The organism is Bifidobacterium sp. ESL1133 (genome assembly GCF_058107325.1).
On record NZ_JBYLUI010000001.1, the window covers coordinates 403,051 to 421,862 of the forward strand.

Here is an 18,812-nt window from a genome sequence, read left to right on the forward strand (position 1 = left end):
GGTGCGTTATGAGTTCTACAGCGGATTCCAGCGGAGCCACGCTTATTTGCGCGTTCGAAGGATGGAACGATGCCTGCCAGACGGCGACCAACGTGGTTCGTCATCTGGTATCCACTTATGACGCGCATGAAGTGCGCCACATTCGTAATGATGACTATTACGACTATCAGGTATCCCGCCCCATGGTTTGTCATATATCGCGCAAACCGCGCATTGTATGGCCCCAAACCACCTTCTACGACATACCGGTTCCCTCCGGGCGCCGCATCTATACACAGATTGCCCCCGAACCCAACTACCGCTGGATGGAATACTGTCAGGAGAGCCTGAGCATAGCCGAAGAGCTAGGCGTAACTCGCATTGTAGTGTTGGGATCCATGTATGCGGAATGCCCGCACACCCGTCCCCTGCCCATTGAAGAGATTCACATTGATCTCAACGGACGCATGCCCGGAAGCACTACGCCATCAACAGGTACGGCAGATGCAGAAAGCGCCTACGACGGGCCGGCAGGCATCACGACGGTACTCGACATTCTCGCAAGCGAACAAGGCTTTGAGACTTCCGCACTATGGGCTTCAGTCCCGCAATATGCCGGAAGCGAAGACTGTGCACAGGGTACGCTGCAGCTGCTGCGCAGCCTCTCCCTGCTTATTGGCACAGGTTTTGACGAAGGCAGCTTACCTCGGCAAGCTGCTCAATGGAAGGCACAAGCCACGATGCTCATGTCCTGCAACGACGACCTGAAAAGTTATGTCGGCCATTTGGAGCACGAGTACGACAAGCAGTCGCAGATGCAAGGGCTTGCGGAAATTGGAAGGCCACAAGCCGAGCAATTGGTTCGTGAGACCGAGGAATTCCTCGCCAGGCAAGCTGGTAGGCCCCAATAGATTTGTCAGATGACTGCAATACAGGCGCTGTCAATACAGAATTCCCATTGTGTGAATATATTGGTTTAGTATGTCTAGCTGATATATTCGACCACTCTACATAGTTCTTTATATATTATTAATATTACTAGTTTGGCACATACTACCTAGATACCGCTGTAAATGGATATATTAACTTGCATTAGTTCATATATTTCAGTATAAATACAGAGGGTCTTGCTGCCTCAGATATTTCTGAAACCGCAAGACCCTCTGCCGGCCAGTGCTCTCCTCAAGCACCGTCACCCGTCACAGCATCGAGATCAATGCCCCGCCAACTGCTCCGGCTGCAGATGCTGCAGCACTTTGCGTAGCCGGCAACGCACCGGCGATAAGCAGAATAGCCACCACTACGGCAATAACGATGCGGTAGATTGCAAACGCCTTGTAAGAGAAGGTCGATACAAACTTCAAGAAGCCGATGATGACGATGTATCCCACCAAGAAACTTACGATGGTAGCTGCAATCGTAGCCCCCCAGCCGGGGAACATAGCATCGGAATGATAGTCGCGCACCGCCTTGAACGCTTCAAGCAGACCCGAACCAAACACGGCAGGAACCGCCATAAGGAAGCTCACGCGCACTGCGGATTCGCGGGTGTAGCCCATAGCACGGCCGAACGTAATGGTGCCGCCGGAACGAGAGACACCGGGAATAAGAGCCAGCATCTGGCCGATACCGTAGATGAGAGCCTCCTTGGCGGTCATCTCCTTGATGGTCTTGCGCTGCGGGAATTTGTCGTCCACAACCCACAACAGCACACCGAAGATAATCAGTACGGCAACGGTAATCCACAGATTGCGCAGGGTTGTTTCGATGGCGTCTTGGAAAAGCAGTCCAACAATCATAATAGGCAGTGTGCCGATGATGATATACCAGCCGAATGTGGCATCGCCGTCACCCTTGCCGAGGCGGGATTTCCAGTCGCTGCCATTGCGCCCGAACAGGCAGGAGAACCAGTGCGAGAGAATGCGGATAATGTCCCGACGGAAGTACAAAATGACCGCCAGCTCCGTACCCAGCTGAATGATGGCGGTGAACGCCGCACCGGGATCTGAACCCAGCATCAGCTCACCTACAATGCGAATGTGCGCACTGGAAGAAACCGGAAGGTACTCGGTCAATGCCTGCACCAGGCCGAGAATGATCGCTTGGAAAAAATTCATAACCCCTCTTTAACTGCTACCTGCCAAAGGTAAATATGTGACGATACTGCTGCGCAATGTGCAGCCTGGGTTCAGCCTACTACACGAACTCGGCAAGTCGGATCTGCCAAGGTTCACAATATTTTTGCGCGGTACGTATACTTGACGGAGCATCAGCGCAACAGCTGATTTCGAAGTAGGAGGAAGCAATGGCACCGTATCGCAAGAGCAGGGCGTTCGCGCCGGCAGGATTCTTCGAGTGCGAGGGGCGTGGCCTGCAGTGGCTAGGTCAGGCGCACAACGCCGGAGGCCCTCGCGTGGTCGAGGTTGAAGGCTGGGGAGATGATTGGCTTGATATCGAACGCGTGACTCCTTGCCCTCCCAGCCCTAAGGCAGCGCACAATTTTGGCGCCTCGCTGGCACGTATGCACGACGCTGGTGCCAGTTCGTTTGGTTGCGCACCGGATGGTTACACGGGAACATGCTACTTTGGCCCTCTGCAGGACCCGGTGCCCATGGACACTGGAGATTGGCCCAACGCAGCTGAATACTACAGCAAGGGCAGATTGCTTCCCATGGTGCGTTTGGGCATGCAGCGCGGCGAGCTGGACGAGCGCGACATGGCCATGACTCAAGAAATCGTGGAAGCCTTACCTGATTTGTTGGGGGCAGCCGGCGCAGACAAGCCGGCGCGCGTGCATGGTGACTTATGGAGCGGCAATGTGATGTGGACAGCTGATTCGGGGCAAACGGAAGCCATACTTATCGATCCAGCCGCCCATGGAGGGCACCGTGAAGAGGATTTGGCCATGCTGCATCTGTTTGGCATCTCATATTTGGATGAGATTTTGGAAGGATACGAGTCAGTGCACCCACTTAAGAAGGGATTTGAGACACGTACCACACTGTGGCAGCTCTACCCCATCGCCGGACATTGCGTGTTTTTCGGCGGCGGTTATGTAAACGAATACCGAAATATGTGCCGCTCGCTGTTGCGATAAAGCGCGACCGAACATAGCACACATGCAAAATGGTGAGTGCCGATTGTCTTGGCACTCACCATTTTAGTGAATATATAATGGTATATATCTACTTAAGAATCGATATAAATCACTGACTCGGTATCTTAGCTTAGCGCATCCTTCAATTTGCTAAAGAAGCCTTTGCGCTGCGATGCCGGCTTGGAGCTCTGGCACACCTGCTTGGCGTCGGAGTCGTGCAACTGTCCGAACTGGCTAATCAGGTCACGTTCTCTATCATTCATTTTTGTAGGAATATGCACATTAAGATGCACAACAAGATTGCCTCGCTCCTCAGGTTTGCGCAACTTGGCAACACCGAGCCCCTTGAGTGATACTGTATCTTCGGGCTGGCATCCTTGCGGGATAGTCAGCTGCTTGTCTCCGTCGAATGTGCCTATAGTGAATTCATGCCCCAGCACAGCCCAGCTCATCGGAATCTGAATCCAGCAATGCAGGTCGTCGCCATCTCTCGTGAATTGCTTGTCGGCCTTGATGCGAATATCAACATACAGGTCGCCTGCCGCGCCACCGCCTTCGCCAACCTCTCCCTGAGAGGCCAAACGTAAGCGCGTGCTGTCAGCGATTCCGGCCGGAATCGTCACACCGATCTCACGCGTGGTGCTCACCCGACCGTGCCCTTGGCACTGTGGGCATGGATTCTCGATTATGGTGCCATGCCCCTCACACCGTTCGCATGGTGCCGTGGTCATCATCTGACCGAGCATGGTGCGCACAGCCTTCTGGCGCTTACCCTGACCATTGCAGTCCGGGCAGGTCACCGGCTGTTTGCCATCCGCCGTACCCGAACCGCCGCACTGCTGGCATACGCCAAAAGTGTTGACTTTCACATGCGCCGTACCACCGAAGATGGCGGTCTTCAAATCAATGTCGGCACGAGACAGAGAGTCACGCCCCGGTTGAGTACGCGATGTGGGGCCAGAACCCGCACCAAAGGCACTGCCGAAGAATTGACCGAAAATATCCCCCATATCAGCTTCGAAACTGCCGGCGCCAAAACCTGCCGAGGCATTGGGGTCGTTGGGATCCATGCCAGCATCATACATACGCCTTTTGTCAGGATCGGACAATACTTCATAGGCACTGTTAACTTCCTTGAATTTGTCCTCAAACTCCGCGCCGGCAATGTCGGGATGATATTTGCGGCTCATCTTCCGATAGGCTTTTTTGATCTCATCATTGCTGGCCGAGTGCTCTACTCCCAGCACCTCGTAGTAATCTGCCACTGCTGTTCCTTTACGCTGTTACGTTCCGTGTTCTATGCAAAATATTGTGTCATAGGGCTGCGTCAGCCCAACTTGTCTAAGTGAGCGGCGACGCAGGCGATACGTCCCTTATCTCGTCCTCTCCCTGACTCACCAACCGACTTAAGTAGCGTGCCACTGCACGCACTGCGGTAATCGTGGCGGCATAGTCCATATGCTTTGGCCCTATGGATCCCACAAACGCCACCGGAGCCGAAGCCTCGTCGCGCCCGTAACCACCGGAAACCACTGCCGCATTCATCAGGCCAGGGGTGTGCGTCTCGGAGCCGATGGCCACATTGACATCACGTTCTTCTTCACTGAGATTGCGCATAAGCTGCATAAGCACCACCTGCTCCTCTAGCGCATCGAACAATGGCCCCAAATCATCACTTGCTTGCCGTTTGGCCAAACGCGACGTACCTGCCGTGTACATCTCGCTTTGCTGCTGCTCGTCAGCCGCCATGCTCTCGATGGTATGAGCCAGCACCAACGCCATTGACCGCACTTGCCGCATATGCGGCGTCTGCGCGAGCCTCCTGATATGCAGTCCTGCCTGAGCCAAAGGAGCGTTCAGGCATGAGGCGTTGATGTGCTCTGCTGAACGCATCACATATGACTCCGGCGGCACGGGAGCGACACTCAGCGTGTGCTGAGCCACACTACCGGCATCAGTGATAATCACGGCCAAGAAAGTGGCATGTGCCAGCGGAACGATCTCCAACCGCCGCAAACGGGACCGAGACAACGACGGAGCCGAGACTACGGCGACCTGCCCGGTGATGGAAGCCAGCAATTTCGCAGCACGTTTCAGGGCATCCTGCAAACTCACCGACCCGGAAAGGAAAGTGACGATACCGCGCCGTTGAGCCGAAGAAAGCGGCACCACAGACGAGAGACGGTCAACGAAATACCGATATCCGCGCTCCGTGGGAACCCTACCTGCCGACGTATGCGGCTGAATCAAATAGCCCTCGTCCTCCAAGGCAGCCATATCGTTGCGAATCGTGGCCGAACTCACACCAAGATTATGGTCTCGGGCCAAGGTCGTCGAGCCCACAGGTTCCTGCGATCTTATGTAGTCTTCCACCACTGCTTGAAGAATGAGCATGCGTCTCGATTGGTTCACGGCTCCTCCTTCATCGCTCTCTCCAATGTCCCCCGCCAAGTGCCAAATAAGAGGAACAACTCATACCGTACTGTATTAGCACTCATTGGCCGTGAGTGCTAATACGTTCGTTCTCAGGTGATTTTGCGACAAGTTGCTGTGACATAGCTTATGTGAGCGCTCACACATGCACGTGACTCAGAACACGCCTGACCCGAACAATTTCGTCGTCTGCGAAAGTTACCATGGCAGTGCAATATGAAGGGCCGCTGCCTCGGTGAAACCCGGACTGCGGTGCCGAAAACACTGGAAGGAAAGTTGCACCTATGACCGATTTCACATGGTCGGATTTGGACACGCGCGCCGTCAAGATGGCGAAGGCGCTCTCAGCGGACGCCGTAGAGAAGGCCGGCAGCGGCCACCCCGGCTCCCCCATCTCCCTTGCCCCCATCGCGTACACGCTGTACCAGCACTACATCAAGCACGATCCCTCTGACCCCAACTGGGCCGGACGTGACCGCTTCATCCTCTCCGGTGGACACGCTTCGCTCACGCAGTATGTGCAACTGTACCTCTCCGGCTACGGCGTCACCCTCGACGATCTGAAGCATTTCCGCGGCGGTGCAGACACCCGCACTCCCGGACATCCCGAAGTCGGCTTGACTCCCGGTATCGAGATGACCACCGGCCCGCTTGGCCAGGGTCTTGCCTCCGCTGTCGGTTTTGCATATGGCCAGCGTTTCGAGCGCGGCCTGCTTGACCCGCAAGCTCCTGCAGGCACCTCCCCGTTCGACCACAAGGTGTGGGTCATCTGCGGTGAAGGCGACGTGCAGGAAGGTGTCTCCTCCGAGGCCGCATCCCTTGCTGGCAACCAGCAGCTGGGCAACCTCACCGTCATCTTCGATGCCAACCATATCCAGATTGAAGGCGACACCAAGCTCACCTTCTCCGAAGATATCCTGAAGCGCTATGAGGCCTACGGCTGGTACACCGACGAGATCAGCTTTATCCAGCCCGATGGCTCCTACAAGGAAGACACCGAAGCCCTGGCGGCGGCGCTCGACCGTGCCGAGCAGGTCACCGACCGCCCGAAGTTCATCAAGGTGAACACCCTCATCGCATGGCCCACCCCCGGCAAGACCAACGACGAGTCCTCTCACGGCTCCGCCCTTGGTGCCGAGGCCGTTGCCGGCCTGAAGAAGGAGCTCGGCTATAACCCCGAAGAGAACTTCTTCGTGGACGACGAGGCTCTGGCTCACGCGCGCGAGGTAGGCCAGCGAGGCAATGCTGCGCACGAGGCTTGGGATAAGAGCTACAACGCGTGGCGCGAAGCCAATCCCGACAAGGCCGCGATGTACGACCGCATGCACGCAGGCGAACTGCCTGAGGGCTTTGACGCGGCCATCGATAAGCTCGTTTCCGGCTTCACCGCTGGCGACAAGGTCGCTACTCGCAAGTCCTCCGGCCAGGTGCTGAACGCCATCGCCGAGGTCATGCCTGAACTGTGGGGCGGCTCCGCTGATTTGGGCGGTTCCAACAACACCAACATCTCCGGTGCTGATTCCTTCGGCCCCGAGGCAGATGCCACCCGCACCTGGCCCAAGACCAGCCTGTACGGTCGTCAGCTGCACTTCGGCGTGCGTGAGTTCGCCATGGGCGCCATCACCAATGGCATCCTGCTGGGCAGCGACACCCGTCCGTTCAACGGCACCTTCTTCCAGTTCTCGGATTATGAGCGTCCGGCGGTTCGTCTGGCGGCACTCATGCAGATTCCGAACCTGTACGTATGGACCCACGACTCCGTGGCGCTGGGTGAGGATGGCCCCACCCACCAGCCGATCGAGCACCTCTCCGCTTTCCGCGCTATTCCCGACCTCGAAGTTGTTCGTCCCGTCGATGAATTCGAGACCGCTGAGGCTTACCGTGCTTTCTTCGAGAAAGACAACACCCTGCCGACCGCGATGATCCTCACCCGCCAGGGTGTGCCCGCCCTCGCCGAGACCGCCGAAAAGGCTCGCGAAGGTGTGCGCCGCGGCGCCTACACGCTCGTTGAAACCGAAGGCACGCCTGACGTCATCATCATGGCCACCGGTTCAGAGGTGCAGTGGGCCGTCGAGGCAGCCAAGACACTGAGCGCCAAGGGTGTCAAGGCTCGCGTGGTGTCCGTGCCGTCCATGGAATGGTTCGAAGATCAGGATGATGCTTACAAGGAGTCGGTGCTGCCCAAGGCCGTCAAGGCTCGCGTCTCCGTAGAGGCCGGCATTGCTCAGCCTTGGTACAAGTACCTGGGTGCCTATGGCAAGCCCGTTTCGATCGAGCGTTACGGCCTGCAGGGCGACGGCGCTCAGAACATGATCGACCTGGGCATCACCGCCGAGCACGTGGTGGAAGCTGCCGAAGCATCCATCGCCGAGGCAAAGGCCTGAGATTCCATCCGAAAGGCACATATCCCAGTGCGGTAGCCGCCAAGCACCGCACTGGGAATCAATTCAAGATTTGCTTCCAAAAATTTTGGAACATAAGGAGAAAAACATGACTGAAGCAACGCAGCGCACCAGCGATTCCGGCGTTTCCATCTGGCTCGACGACCTCGACCGCACACGCATCGAGTCTGGCTCGCTCCAAGACCTCATCGTCAACAAGAACGTGGTCGGCGTTACCACCAATCCTTCCATCTTCCAGAAGGCTCTGAGCCAGGTCGGACCTTACGACGAGCAGCTCAAGCAGCTCGGCCGTGTGGACGTTGAGACCGCCGTGCGCGAGCTCACCACCACCGACGTGCGCAACGCCACCGACATCTTCCGTGAGGTAGCCGAGCAGAGCGACTTCGTCAACGGTCGCGTCTCCATCGAGGTGGATCCCCGCCTGGCGCATGAGACAGAGAAGACCGCCAAGCAGGCCGAGGAACTGTGGGCCAAGGTGGACCGCCCCAACGCCATGATCAAGATCCCGGCCACGCTCGAAGGCCTGCCGGCCATCACCGAGACCCTCTCCAAGGGCATCTCCGTCAACGTGACCCTCATCTTCTCACTCGAGCGCTATGAGCAGGTCATCGACGCATACATCGACGGCATGGTGCAGGCCGATAAGAACGGTCACGACCTGAAGCACATGGGCTCTGTGGCTTCCTTCTTCGTCTCCCGCGTGGACGGCGCTGTCGACAAGCTCCTCGAAGCCAACGGCTCCGACGAAGCCAAGGCTCTTGAAGGCAAGGCTGCTGTAGCCAATGCTCGTCTGGCCTACCAGCTCTTCGAGCAGAAGTTCGCCGACGATCCTCGTTGGGCCGATCTCGAAGCCAAGGGTGCCAAGAAGCAGCGCCCGCTCTTCGCCTCCACCGGTACCAAGAACCCTGCCTACTCCGACTGCAAGTATGTCGACGAGCTCGTGGCTCCCGATGTGGTCAACACCATGCCGGCCAAGACGCTCGACGCACTGGCAGATCACGGTGATGGCAAGCCCAGCATTGAGGGCACCTACGAGGAGAGCAAGGCCGTCATGGACAAGCTCGCCGAGCTGGGTATCAGCATCAAGGATGTCACCGACAAGCTCGAAGCCGACGGCGTGGCCGCGTTCATCAAGTCTTGGGACTCGGTACTCTCCGACACCCAGGCCGGCATCGACCGCGTGAATGCCTGATTCAATGCCTGCATGAGCCGGTAGCAAATCACCCTTAACCCCTGCACAGAATCCCAAACCGACACAGCTGAAGCTGCTCTGGTTGGATGAAGTGCAGGGGTTTTGTTTGTTCGAGTCACAATATTCATTACTAAAGTTCCCTCCTCAATACTTGCCGGCGACGCGCCGTAGAAATCGCTTGTTTAAGCGGAAACCAACACGCTATTGGCACGAATAAATATTACGTCTCCCGAATGTTATACACTGTTCCTTATTAGTTCACTCTCAGGAAAGGGGATCGCATGAACGGCAACCATCACGCGCACATTCACGCTTTATCCCTGCAACGACGACGATAATAACCTCTCTCTTTTATTATTGAATTATCGCCCAGATACTACCAGTTTTCCCTGTTTTTAGTTTCTTATCAGAGATTGGCATACCTATGAGTCACACCCCGATATCGGTACATCATCGCAGCTCGTTCCTTCCGGATATACGACGACGTTGCCATCGTCACCATCAGTCCTAACAGCAAGATCATTCATCAAACGTCATACCGCACCGGAGAACATTATGCAGGAACTTACACAATACAAATTTGGCGAATTCTGGAACAAACTCCTGTCAGGAGTCGCCATGGCCATCGTGGTAGCAGTGACACCAGGAGCCATCATCTCCCCCTTCATCACAGGACTCGCCGAACACAGCGCGTTCTGGAATGCCGTGAACACGGCTTCAAACATGGGCATCTACTTCGTACCAGCTATGTCCGCAGTGCTTGCTGCCAACCAGTTCAAATTCAGCATGGTCGAAAAAGCCAGCGTGGCACTGGCCGCAGTAGCAGGTAGCGGTGCCGTAAAATACGAGAACGACACCTGGACGCTACTAGGTATGGGTGACCTCATCAATACCATTCTCATCATAGCGCTCGCCATCGCGGTGATCTTCCTGATTCGCCAGTATGTCGGTACGTTCTCCGTCATCGTTGAGCCCATCGTGTGCGCGTCTCTCATCGGCCCGTTCGGCATGTGGACCTACCAGTATGTGCACATGATTTCCATGGCCGTAGGTAACGTGCTGAATCTGTTCACAACGCTGCAACCAATGCTGCTCTGCACACTCATCGCCATGTCGTTCGCTGTCATTATCGCCACACCGCTCTCTACGGTGGGACTGGCCTATGCCATCGGCATTACCGGATTGGCGGGCGGAGCCGCATCGGTAGGTGTGACATCATGCTTCATGATGGTGGCCGTCGCCACCTACGCTTCCAACGGTCTTGGAGTATCCGCAGCCATGTTCTGGGGCGGCGTGAAGATGATGCTTGCCAACTTCATCAAGCATCCTCGGATGCTGCTACCCATCGCCATCGTCGGCGCGCTCACCGGGTTCACCGACTCCTTTATCGGTATGCAATCAAGCCCCGAGTGTGCCGGATTTGGTCAGCCCGTCGGCCCCATTAACTCATACACCTATATGGAAGGCCCACTGGTCACCAAAATCATCCTGCTGGCACTGATTTACTTCATCCTGCCAATCATTTACTCGCTTGTCACCTATTTCATCATCAGAAAGTTCCCAAAGCTCTACAATCAGGACGATTGGAAAGTCGATCTGACAGTGTGATACGCATTCGCGCGCATACCGAATCCACCCCATACCCGCATTCATGAAAGGCAATACACGCATGAAACCCATAGCCAAACTCTTCCAGCAAGCACCAACCAACATCATGGCTCAAATAGGCAAGACAGCAGCACTGATGACCGACGTGGTCGACCTGTCTATCGGAGACCCAGATCTTGATACCCCTCCGGCATTGCTCAAGGCGACCAAACAAGCCTTGGACGACGGTAAAACACACTACACCGCGTCCAATGGAGACCCGGCATACCTGACATCCATACTGGAGATGCACCGCCGAAAGTTTGGTCAGCACTACGGCATGGAAAACATCTGGGCCACCGCGGGAGCCACCCACTCCCTGTACTTGACGTTGGGTGCCCTGCTCGACCCTGGAGACGAAGTCATTATCCCCTCCCCCTATTTCTCGCCATATAAGGTACAGGTTGAAGCATGGCATGCTAAACCAGTTTTTGTGAACTGCACTATGGACCATGATTTCCAGCCTCAGAGCGAGGATCTGGAACAGGCTATCACGGCATCCACCAAGGCCATCGTCGTCAACAGTCCGAACAACCCTACGGGTGCCGTATACAATCAGTCCACTCTCGATTCCATCGTCTCTATTGCTCGTAAACATGACCTGTACATCATCTCAGATCAAGTTTACTGGCCTTACGCGTTCGGCGACAACACCTATATCCCGTTGGAGAATCTGGCACCGGAACGCACCATTGTGCTCGGTTCGCTCTCCAAAGTATTCGCCATGACCGGATTCCGCTGCGGATACGTTCTTGGCCCAGAACCGGTAATCACAGCCGTGGGTCTGCTCAACGAAGGTGTATGCTACACCGCGCCAAGTATGGCACAGTGTGCAGGAGGTTACGGCATGGACCACATCGACGAGATCATACCGCCGCTCCAACATACTTTCGAGGAACGCCTGACCTATCTGTCCGAACAATTGGCCCAGATTCCGTGGATCTCCCTTATGCCCTCGCTTGGCAGCATCTACCTGTTTGCCAATATCAGTGGCAGCGGTTTGGACGACATCGCCTTCAGCGACACACTGCTGGAGCAGCAAGGCGTGCTGGTCATTCCCGGTCAGGCGTTCGGCGAAGCAGGACGAGGGTTTGTCCGGCTTGCCGCCACGCAACCCTTGTCCTCATTGGAACAAGCCGTCAACGGTTTCGCATCACTCAACCTATAGGAGTACATCATGACCAAACTTATTCTGTTCAACATCATGGACGACGAACAAACAGTGGTCGACACATGGCAGCATAGCCATCCGGATATCACACTCACCACCAACAAGGATGAGCTCACGCCCGATACCGTGGATCAAGCCGAAGGCTACGATGGTGTGCTGCTCCAGCAGGACAATCCGATCGACCCGGCGGTGTATGCGCGACTGCAAGAACTGGGCATCCAGCAAATCTCCCTACGTACCACCGGATATGAGATCGTCGATCTTCCAGAAGCCCACGCACACGGTCTGACCATAACCAATGTGCCGGCATATTCCCCTCGTTCGGTGTCCGAATTAGTGCTGGCACACACCATGTGGTTGCTGCGCCACCTGAATACGGCCACTGCGAACGAGCAACATGGGGACTTTCGCTGGGAAGGGCTGATGGCGCGTGAGATTCACCAGTTGACGGTCGGTATCATCGGCGCCGGCAAGATAGGTAGCGAAGTGGCTCGTGTATTCAGAGCTTTGGGAGCTACCGTCATCGCTGCCGATCCGGTCTACCGCCCCGAACTGAACAGCGTGTTGACTTATACCGACCATGAGACCGTCTACCGCACAGCGGATATCGTCACGCTTCACACGCCGTTACTCCCGACAACGCATCATCTCATCGACGCCAGCGCTTTGGCCTTGATGAAACCAAGCGCCATACTCATCAACGCCTCTCGTGGAGCGGTAGTGGATACGCCAGCACTCATCGACGCCTTGCAGCATCATCGTATCGCCGCCGCAGGCATCGATACGGTAGAGAACGAAGCGGGCATCTTCAGCAAAGACTTCACCGAAAGCCACCAGCCCAACCCTTATATCGACCAGTTGTTGGCACTCGATAATGTTACGTTAAGCCCGCATATTGGTTTCGATACGGATGTGGCGGTTAAGAACATGGTGGAAATTGCACTGGATGATACGTTGAAGATCCTCAACCATGAGACCGGATACCACGAGGTCGTTGAATAGAACCAGACAGCAGAGATATAAAACAACTGAAATATAAAACAGTCAAAAGCGCTGTGACACTAGATAACCATACTGTTGTCTAGTGTCACAGCGCGATCCATAATCGTTACAGCAGCTTTGCCGCCCAATCGCCTACCAGTTCCTTGACTGCTTCCGGTTGATCGATATGGATGTTGTGCCCCGCCGGATCGACGACATGGTATCCGGCATTCGGATAATAGTTCAGCAGCATTTTATGGTCTTCATATCCCACCACCTGGTCTTGCTTACCGGTAACGATAAGCGCGGGACCTTGATATGTGCCCAGGCGTTGCTCAGGCATCTCGTCTAGCCAATAGTGGCTGTCAAGACGCAAACCCGCCTCGTGGTCGTAGAGTTTGGTGCCGGGAAGTACATAGCGCTGATACCGACGCCACGCCTCAAACGACTGATTGACACCCATCTGCAGGAATTCGATGAGCTGCTCGCTTTGCAGCTTTTCCGTCAGTTTGGGATTAGGATCACTCACCACGTGCTGTGCCACATGACGATGTGACTTGACCGGGTCAACCACAGAAGCAATCAAAGCAATGCCGCAGACCTGTTCTGGCACTTGAGAGAGGATATAACGCGCGATGGCACCACCCATGGAGTTTCCAAGTAATGCGAACGGATGCTCCCCCACGATGTCACGCACTGCGTTGAGTGTCCAGACTGCCATCTCCTGCAGCCCACCGGGTGCCGGCAGCGCCGGGGTCCTCCCGTGCCCCGGTAGGTCGATGTAGATACGCTGTATTCCTTCTGGGAACGCGTCATCGAGCAGCAGAAGACCACGATAATCCAATCCCATGCCGTGCAGCATGATGACAGGAATACCGTGGCCTTGTACTACGATATTGGGCTTCGGCTCAACAGATGTCATATCGGCTGAAGAACCTACCTAATCAGATGAGTTTGTACTTGGTCATCAGGCCAAGAGCGATGATGATGGCAACCCACACCAGCGCGATGATAATCGTCCAGCGGTTCAGATTCTTCTCGGCAACGCCAGAAGTACCGGCGTTCTTGGTGAGCCCGCCGCCGAACATGTCGGACAAGCCGCCGCCCTTGCCTCGGTGCATGAGAATCAGCAGAATGAGAAAGATGCTGGACACCGCGAGGATAATTTTCAGAACAAGCGCAACAATGGCCATAGCTGACACGGGCGAACCTCCATAATGAAACAATACTGGTATGTATGCTACCGTAATGGGCCAACAACTGCAATCATAACCGCGAGGACAACTGCACTCAGCGCGACAGCAGCATCATGCCACACACTCTTGCCTTAGCCACTGCCACTGCCTCTGCTGCACTAACAAGCTAAAGCATTACATAGACTCGGCGTCACGCACCATTGCCGGTCTTGGCGGCGAGTCTGCAGATGGTGGCCAGCTCGTCGGCATCGAGCGACGCCCCCCCGATGAGGAAACCATCGACATCCTGCTGGCTGAGAATTTCCACTGCATTCTTCGAAGTCACTGAACCTCCGTAAAGAATACGCACCGATTGGCATACTTGGTCACCGAACATTGAGGACAAATCGGCGCGGATTGCGTGCGCGGCATCTTGCGCGGAATCCGGTGTGGCCACCATGCCCGTGCCGATGGCCCATACCGGCTCATAGGCGATGATCAGCCGCGAAGCCTCTTCATCCGAGAGGTCGCGTGTCACATCGTGCACCTGACCGACTGCATAATCGAGCTCTATTCCCTGGCGCCGTTCCTCGAGACTCTCACCGACACACAGAATCGGTTGCATGCCGGCGGTGAGCACTGCCCTCACTTGGTCTACGATGTTAGCGTCGTCTTCAGGATGGTATTTACGCCGTTCCGAATGCCCGATAATCACATACGAACAGCCCAGCCGCGCAAGCATATCGGCCGAGACATCCCCGGTGAACGCGCCTTGATCGGTGACGGAAACCGCTTGTGCTCCATAACGTATTTTCAACCGGTCGGTCTCCACCAGCACCTGGACGCTGCGCAACGACGTGAATGAAGGGAACAGTGCCACGTCGCAGCGATTGAAATCAAAACGTGCGTCACGCAGCAGCCATGCAAACTTCTGCACGAAATATGTGGCTTCGAGATGGTCGAAATTCATCTTCCAATTCCCTGCCACCAGAGGTGTGCGCGTTGACGTCATGCCATTCCCCCAACTGCTCGTGCCAATCAGTCGGCAGGAGCGTATACACAGTGCGGGCAGGCCCGAAGAACCTGCCCGCACCAATCAATCGCTTATTTCACCGGTCATAAGGCCGTGAACAGCATCATAGTAGCGAATGTTTTCGACTACTCAAGCACTTTCAGACCCGGCAGTTCCTTGCCCTCAAGGAATTCGAGGGAAGCGCCGCCGCCTGTGGAAATGTGCGAGAACTCTTCATCGGAGAAGCCGAGGTGACGTACTGCCGAGGCGGAGTCACCGCCGCCCACGATCGTGAACGCACCGGCCTTGGTGGCATCGACAAGGCCCTGAGCCACAGCCTTGGTACCGTCTTCGAACTGCTTGACTTCGAAAACACCCATGGGTCCGTTCCACACCACGGTCTTCGAGTCGACAATCTTGTCGTGGAAGAGCTTGCTGGACTCCGGCCCGATGTCAAGACCCATCTTGTCGGCGGGAATGCCATCTGCAGGCACCACTTCGGGGTTGATAGGGGTGTCTCCTGCCGGGAACCCTGCGTTGACGACCACGTCGGTCGGCAGCACCAGCTCGACGCCATTGGCCTCGGCGGTCTTGATGTAGCCCTTGACCTTCTCGACCTGATCCTCTTCGAGCAGTGAAGTGCCGACCTCATAGCCTTGCGCCTTGAGGAAGGTGAACACCATGCCGCCGCCAATGACAAGACGGTCGGCCTTGTCGAGCAGGTTCTCGATGACACCAAGCTTGTCAGATACCTTGGAACCGCCGAGCACAACCGTGAAGGGGCGCTCAGGAGACTGAGTGGCGCGAGACAGTGCGTTCACTTCCTTCTCGATGAGTTTGCCGGCGGCGCTGGGCAGGAACGAAGCAACATCGTAATCGGAACCCTGTGCGCGGTGCACCACGCCGAATCCGTCGGAGACGAACACATCGCCCAGATCAGCGATCTTCTTGGCATATGCCGCACGCTCATCGGCATCCTTGCTGGTTTCTTCGGGGTTGAAGCGCACGTTCTGAAGCATGACCACGTCACCGTCGTTCATGGCAGCGACCTTGGCTTGGGCATCGGCACCGTAAGTGTCGTCGGCAAGGGTGACGTCCGCACCGAGCAGTTCACCGAGGCGCTTGGCCACAGGAGCGAGCGAGAGCTCGGGAACGACTGAACCCTTCGGGCGGCCGAGGTGCGCCATCAGGATGACCTTGGCACCTTGGTTACGCAGCTCTTCGATGGTCGGCAGAGCTGCCTTGATGCGGCCGTCATCGGTGATGGTAGTACCGTCGAGCGGCACGTTGAAGTCGGCGCGCACCAGCACCTTCTTGCCCGTCAGGTCTCCAAGATCATTCAGCGTTTTCATGAGTTTCCTTTCCCTAAGGCCTCGCCCAGCCACTACCGCCGAGCAGAGATAAAGAGTACTGCCGCAAAGCGCGCATTACCTTAGAGTGTACAAGGGCGAACGAACAAAAACTTCACCCGCGCTGCCTCTATAGGCAAGTACGGGTGAAGTGAACAGACAAGGCAATGCGCTTCGTCTAGTTAGAGCAACTGTAGCATGCATCTCTTATGCGTTGACGCTATGCCACCATCTATTGCAACAAATCTTCGCGATGAATCTACTCTTGCATCCCTCGATTACTCAGCATCCTGCTTACGCGCAGCTTCAACCTTGTCCGCCAACTGCAGCAACCGGCGTATGCGGCCTGCAATGGCATCCTTGGTGATTGGCGGATCGGCGAGCCGTCCCAATTCCTCCAAGCTGGCATCTGTATGGTTGAGGCGCAGCTCACCAGCGGCTTTCAGGTTGTCTGGAACTTCATCGCCCAAAATCTCGAAGGCATGATGAACCTTCTGCGTGGCCTCAGCTGCAGCCTTGGCACTGCGACGCATATTCGCATCATCGAAGTTCGCCAGACGATTCGCTTTACCTCTGGCCTCGCCATCGGAACGTTTACCGGTCCATTCCCTAGCCGAACGTGGTGCGCCCATCAGATTGAGCATGCGCTCAATGGCATCGGGATCACGCAGCGTCACCCTCTCCGAGCTGCGCAACCGGCGTGTCTGGGCAGTAATGCCAAGCCTCCTTGCAGCGCCTTGCAGCGCCTTGGCTGCTTCGGGAGTCGGGCACACGATTTCCAGATAACTGGCTTTGCCTGGATCGGAGATGGTGCCACGAGCCAGGAAAGCACCTCGCCATGCAGCTTTGATCTGAGCGATGTTGCCGCTCACCACTTCTGCTGGAAGACCCTTGACCAAATGCATGCGACGATCAAGCAGACCGGTCTGCAAAGCGAGAGCCGTGGCTCCACGTTCCACAATCAAATCGAAGCGCTGCACCACACCGTTAGGTGTTTGCCTGGAAATCCGGTTGAGGTTGGCCTCACGTCCAAAGGCACTGCTGATGACGGTTCTCAGCCATTCCGCCGCTTCCAATGAGTCAAACTGGGCTCTGATAACCGCTTGGTTGTTGACTGGACGCAACCCTCCGCCGAATCGCATCATCGCTGCGGCCTGCGCGATAGTCGCAGCCGGCAGTTCGGCTTGAATCGATGCCAGTTCAGTTTTGACGTCTGTGAGAAGAGCCAAAGCCCAACCTCCTACTTCCCAAATTGCTCACTTATTGACCGGCTACCGAATGAGTCCACTCATGTTCTGCCACGATTCTCTGTGATACAGAATGACTTGGACAAAATTACGCGTTCTGACCAAATTTGCAAAGCCTCGTACAAATTGCGCATTACCGATTGATCTTGTGCAGTTCACGTGCCGATACGGTAACGGAAAGCCCTCTTGCTCTCAACCGTTGCGCCAGAGCCTCGCTCATCGCCACAGAACGATGCTGTCCGCCCGTGCAACCTACAGCAATAGTAACAAAATGCTTGTCTTCACGTGCATAACCGTTAATGGCCACCATCATCGCTTGCTCGTACGCATCCAAGAACTTTTCGGCACTTTCGTCACCGAGAACATAATCACTCACGGGAGTATCAAGACCGGTCAATTCTCGCAAACTCGGCACCCAATACGGGTTAGGCAAAAACCTCACATCTGCCACAAAATCAGCATCCAGCGGAATCCCATATTTGAACCCGAAGCTGAAAATGTGAACGGCTACGGTGGATGGCCCCTCCCCCAGCAATGCTTCGTACAATTGGGTAGAAAGCTGGTGAATGCTGAGATTTGAGGTATCGATAACCGTGTCGGCACGCTTCTCCAGACTGGCCAACAAATCGCGTTCCTCTAAAATGCCATCGATAAGACGGTTCCCGTGCTGCAACGGGTGCGGTCGGCGCACTGATTCGTAACGTTTCACCAGCACCTCGTTGCTGGCATCAAGGAACAGAATGCGCGTGCGCACGCCCAGGTCGTCAAGATGGCTGATCACTGCGGAAAGATCGTCGAAGTAGCTGCGGGACCGCACGTCTATGACCGCCGCCAGCTTATGCACTTTCGAACCCGATGAGGTCATCATGTCCACCAACGGCACCAGCAGCTTGGGCGGCAGATTGTCGACCACATACCAGCCCATATCCTCTACGCAATCAGCTGCATGAGAACGACCGGCACCACTCATACCCGTAATGAGCATCACTTCGAATTCGTTCGAAGACTGATGATCTTCGCGATGAATCTGAGCTGCTGAAGAAAAATCCTCATGATTAGTCGAAACGTCGCCTTGCTCTTTTGCATTGTTATTGCCGTCGTTATCGCCTTGCGCCTGGCGCAGTGCC

The 18,812-nt window shown here is 55.8% G+C and carries 15 protein-coding genes and 1 pseudogene; 7 read left to right on the forward strand and 9 right to left on the reverse strand.

Going from position 1 to position 18,812, the window contains the following annotated elements; translation table 11 throughout:
* Positions 1-8: 8 nt before the first annotated feature.
* Complete coding sequence (locus AC3B5A_RS01655) at positions 9-890, forward strand: PAC2 family protein (protein WP_489798299.1); 882 nt, start codon at positions 9-11, stop codon at positions 888-890.
* Between the two features lie 288 nt (positions 891-1,178).
* On the opposite strand, the gene uppP is transcribed toward AC3B5A_RS01655, so the two are convergent.
* Complete coding sequence (gene uppP / locus AC3B5A_RS01660) at positions 1,179-2,096, reverse strand: undecaprenyl-diphosphatase UppP (RefSeq protein WP_489798300.1); 918 nt, start codon at positions 2,094-2,096, stop codon at positions 1,179-1,181.
* A 188-nt stretch (positions 2,097-2,284) separates the two neighbouring features.
* Here uppP and AC3B5A_RS01665 point away from each other — a divergent pair, with 188 nt between their 5' ends.
* On the forward strand, positions 2,285-3,076 hold the full coding sequence (locus AC3B5A_RS01665) for a fructosamine kinase family protein (RefSeq protein WP_489798302.1): 792 nt from the start codon (positions 2,285-2,287) through the stop codon (positions 3,074-3,076).
* A gap of 125 nt (positions 3,077-3,201) precedes the next feature.
* On the opposite strand, the gene dnaJ is transcribed toward AC3B5A_RS01665, so the two are convergent.
* Both dnaJ and hrcA read right to left on the reverse strand, forming a co-directional pair.
* Complete coding sequence (dnaJ, locus tag AC3B5A_RS01670) at positions 3,202-4,341, reverse strand: molecular chaperone DnaJ (RefSeq protein WP_489798304.1); 1,140 nt, start codon at positions 4,339-4,341, stop codon at positions 3,202-3,204.
* Positions 4,342-4,417: 76 nt separating this feature from the next.
* Positions 4,418-5,470, reverse strand: a complete 1,053-nt coding sequence (gene hrcA / locus AC3B5A_RS01675) for a heat-inducible transcriptional repressor HrcA (protein WP_489798512.1) — start codon at positions 5,468-5,470, stop codon at positions 4,418-4,420.
* 323 nt (positions 5,471-5,793) lie between these two features.
* Between hrcA and tkt the strand changes: the two genes are divergently transcribed.
* From tkt to AC3B5A_RS01700, 5 genes are all read left to right on the forward strand, one after another.
* Positions 5,794-7,893 (forward strand): transketolase, encoded by a 2,100-nt coding sequence (gene tkt / locus AC3B5A_RS01680; RefSeq protein WP_489798306.1) that lies wholly within the window; start codon positions 5,794-5,796, stop codon positions 7,891-7,893.
* A 106-nt stretch (positions 7,894-7,999) separates the two neighbouring features.
* Positions 8,000-9,103 carry a transaldolase gene (gene tal, locus AC3B5A_RS01685; RefSeq protein WP_489798308.1) on the forward strand — a complete coding sequence of 368 codons (1,104 nt, stop codon included), beginning with the start codon at positions 8,000-8,002 and terminating at the stop codon, positions 9,101-9,103.
* Between the two features lie 555 nt (positions 9,104-9,658).
* Entirely contained in the window at positions 9,659-10,711 is a 1,053-nt protein-coding gene (locus AC3B5A_RS01690; RefSeq protein ID WP_489798310.1) for a PTS sugar transporter subunit IIC, read from the forward strand.
* A 43-nt stretch (positions 10,712-10,754) separates the two neighbouring features.
* Complete coding sequence (locus tag AC3B5A_RS01695; RefSeq protein ID WP_489798311.1) at positions 10,755-11,918, forward strand: aminotransferase class I/II-fold pyridoxal phosphate-dependent enzyme; 1,164 nt, start codon at positions 10,755-10,757, stop codon at positions 11,916-11,918.
* A 9-nt stretch (positions 11,919-11,927) separates the two neighbouring features.
* Positions 11,928-12,923 carry a D-2-hydroxyacid dehydrogenase gene (locus AC3B5A_RS01700; protein ID WP_489798312.1) on the forward strand — a complete coding sequence of 332 codons (996 nt, stop codon included), beginning with the start codon at positions 11,928-11,930 and terminating at the stop codon, positions 12,921-12,923.
* A gap of 106 nt (positions 12,924-13,029) precedes the next feature.
* Here AC3B5A_RS01700 and AC3B5A_RS01705 read toward each other — a convergent pair whose 3' ends face one another.
* The 6 genes and pseudogenes from AC3B5A_RS01705 to rapZ all read right to left on the reverse strand — a co-directional run.
* Entirely contained in the window at positions 13,030-13,824 is a 795-nt protein-coding gene (locus AC3B5A_RS01705; RefSeq protein ID WP_489798314.1) for an alpha/beta fold hydrolase, read from the reverse strand.
* 22 nt (positions 13,825-13,846) lie between these two features.
* A complete protein-coding gene (gene secG, locus AC3B5A_RS01710; RefSeq protein WP_489798514.1) occupies positions 13,847-14,095 on the reverse strand; it encodes a preprotein translocase subunit SecG in 249 nt (82 codons plus the stop codon).
* A gap of 193 nt (positions 14,096-14,288) precedes the next feature.
* On the reverse strand, positions 14,289-15,089 hold the full coding sequence (gene tpiA / locus AC3B5A_RS01715) for a triose-phosphate isomerase (RefSeq protein WP_489798316.1): 801 nt from the start codon (positions 15,087-15,089) through the stop codon (positions 14,289-14,291).
* Positions 15,090-15,235: 146 nt separating this feature from the next.
* Positions 15,236-16,441 carry a phosphoglycerate kinase gene (locus AC3B5A_RS01720; RefSeq protein WP_489798318.1) on the reverse strand — a complete coding sequence of 402 codons (1,206 nt, stop codon included), beginning with the start codon at positions 16,439-16,441 and terminating at the stop codon, positions 15,236-15,238.
* Positions 16,442-16,716: 275 nt separating this feature from the next.
* Positions 16,717-17,667, reverse strand: a complete 951-nt coding sequence (gene whiA, locus AC3B5A_RS01725) for a DNA-binding protein WhiA (protein WP_489798319.1) — start codon at positions 17,665-17,667, stop codon at positions 16,717-16,719.
* Positions 17,668-17,818: 151 nt separating this feature from the next.
* Positions 17,819-18,679: pseudogene (gene rapZ, locus AC3B5A_RS01730) on the reverse strand (RNase adapter RapZ); the annotation flags it as partial.
* Between the last annotated feature and the right edge of the window lie 133 nt (positions 18,680-18,812).

Coding starts and splice junctions, on each gene's coding strand:
- AC3B5A_RS01655 (WP_489798299.1), top strand. CDS start 9: ATGAGTTCTACAGCGGATTCCAGCGGAGCCACGCTTATTTGCGCGTTC.
- uppP (WP_489798300.1), bottom strand. CDS start 2,096: ATGAATTTTTTCCAAGCGATCATTCTCGGCCTGGTGCAGGCATTGACC.
- AC3B5A_RS01665 (WP_489798302.1), top strand. CDS start 2,285: ATGGCACCGTATCGCAAGAGCAGGGCGTTCGCGCCGGCAGGATTCTTC.
- hrcA (WP_489798512.1), bottom strand. CDS start 5,470: ATGCTCATTCTTCAAGCAGTGGTGGAAGACTACATAAGATCGCAGGAA.
- tkt (WP_489798306.1), top strand. CDS start 5,794: ATGACCGATTTCACATGGTCGGATTTGGACACGCGCGCCGTCAAGATG.
- tal (WP_489798308.1), top strand. CDS start 8,000: ATGACTGAAGCAACGCAGCGCACCAGCGATTCCGGCGTTTCCATCTGG.
- AC3B5A_RS01690 (WP_489798310.1), top strand. CDS start 9,659: ATGCAGGAACTTACACAATACAAATTTGGCGAATTCTGGAACAAACTC.
- AC3B5A_RS01695 (WP_489798311.1), top strand. CDS start 10,755: ATGAAAGGCAATACACGCATGAAACCCATAGCCAAACTCTTCCAGCAA.
- AC3B5A_RS01700 (WP_489798312.1), top strand. CDS start 11,928: ATGACCAAACTTATTCTGTTCAACATCATGGACGACGAACAAACAGTG.
- AC3B5A_RS01705 (WP_489798314.1), bottom strand. CDS start 13,824: ATGACATCTGTTGAGCCGAAGCCCAATATCGTAGTACAAGGCCACGGT.
- secG (WP_489798514.1), bottom strand. CDS start 14,095: ATGGCCATTGTTGCGCTTGTTCTGAAAATTATCCTCGCGGTGTCCAGC.
- tpiA (WP_489798316.1), bottom strand. CDS start 15,089: ATGACGTCAACGCGCACACCTCTGGTGGCAGGGAATTGGAAGATGAAT.
- AC3B5A_RS01720 (WP_489798318.1), bottom strand. CDS start 16,441: ATGAAAACGCTGAATGATCTTGGAGACCTGACGGGCAAGAAGGTGCTG.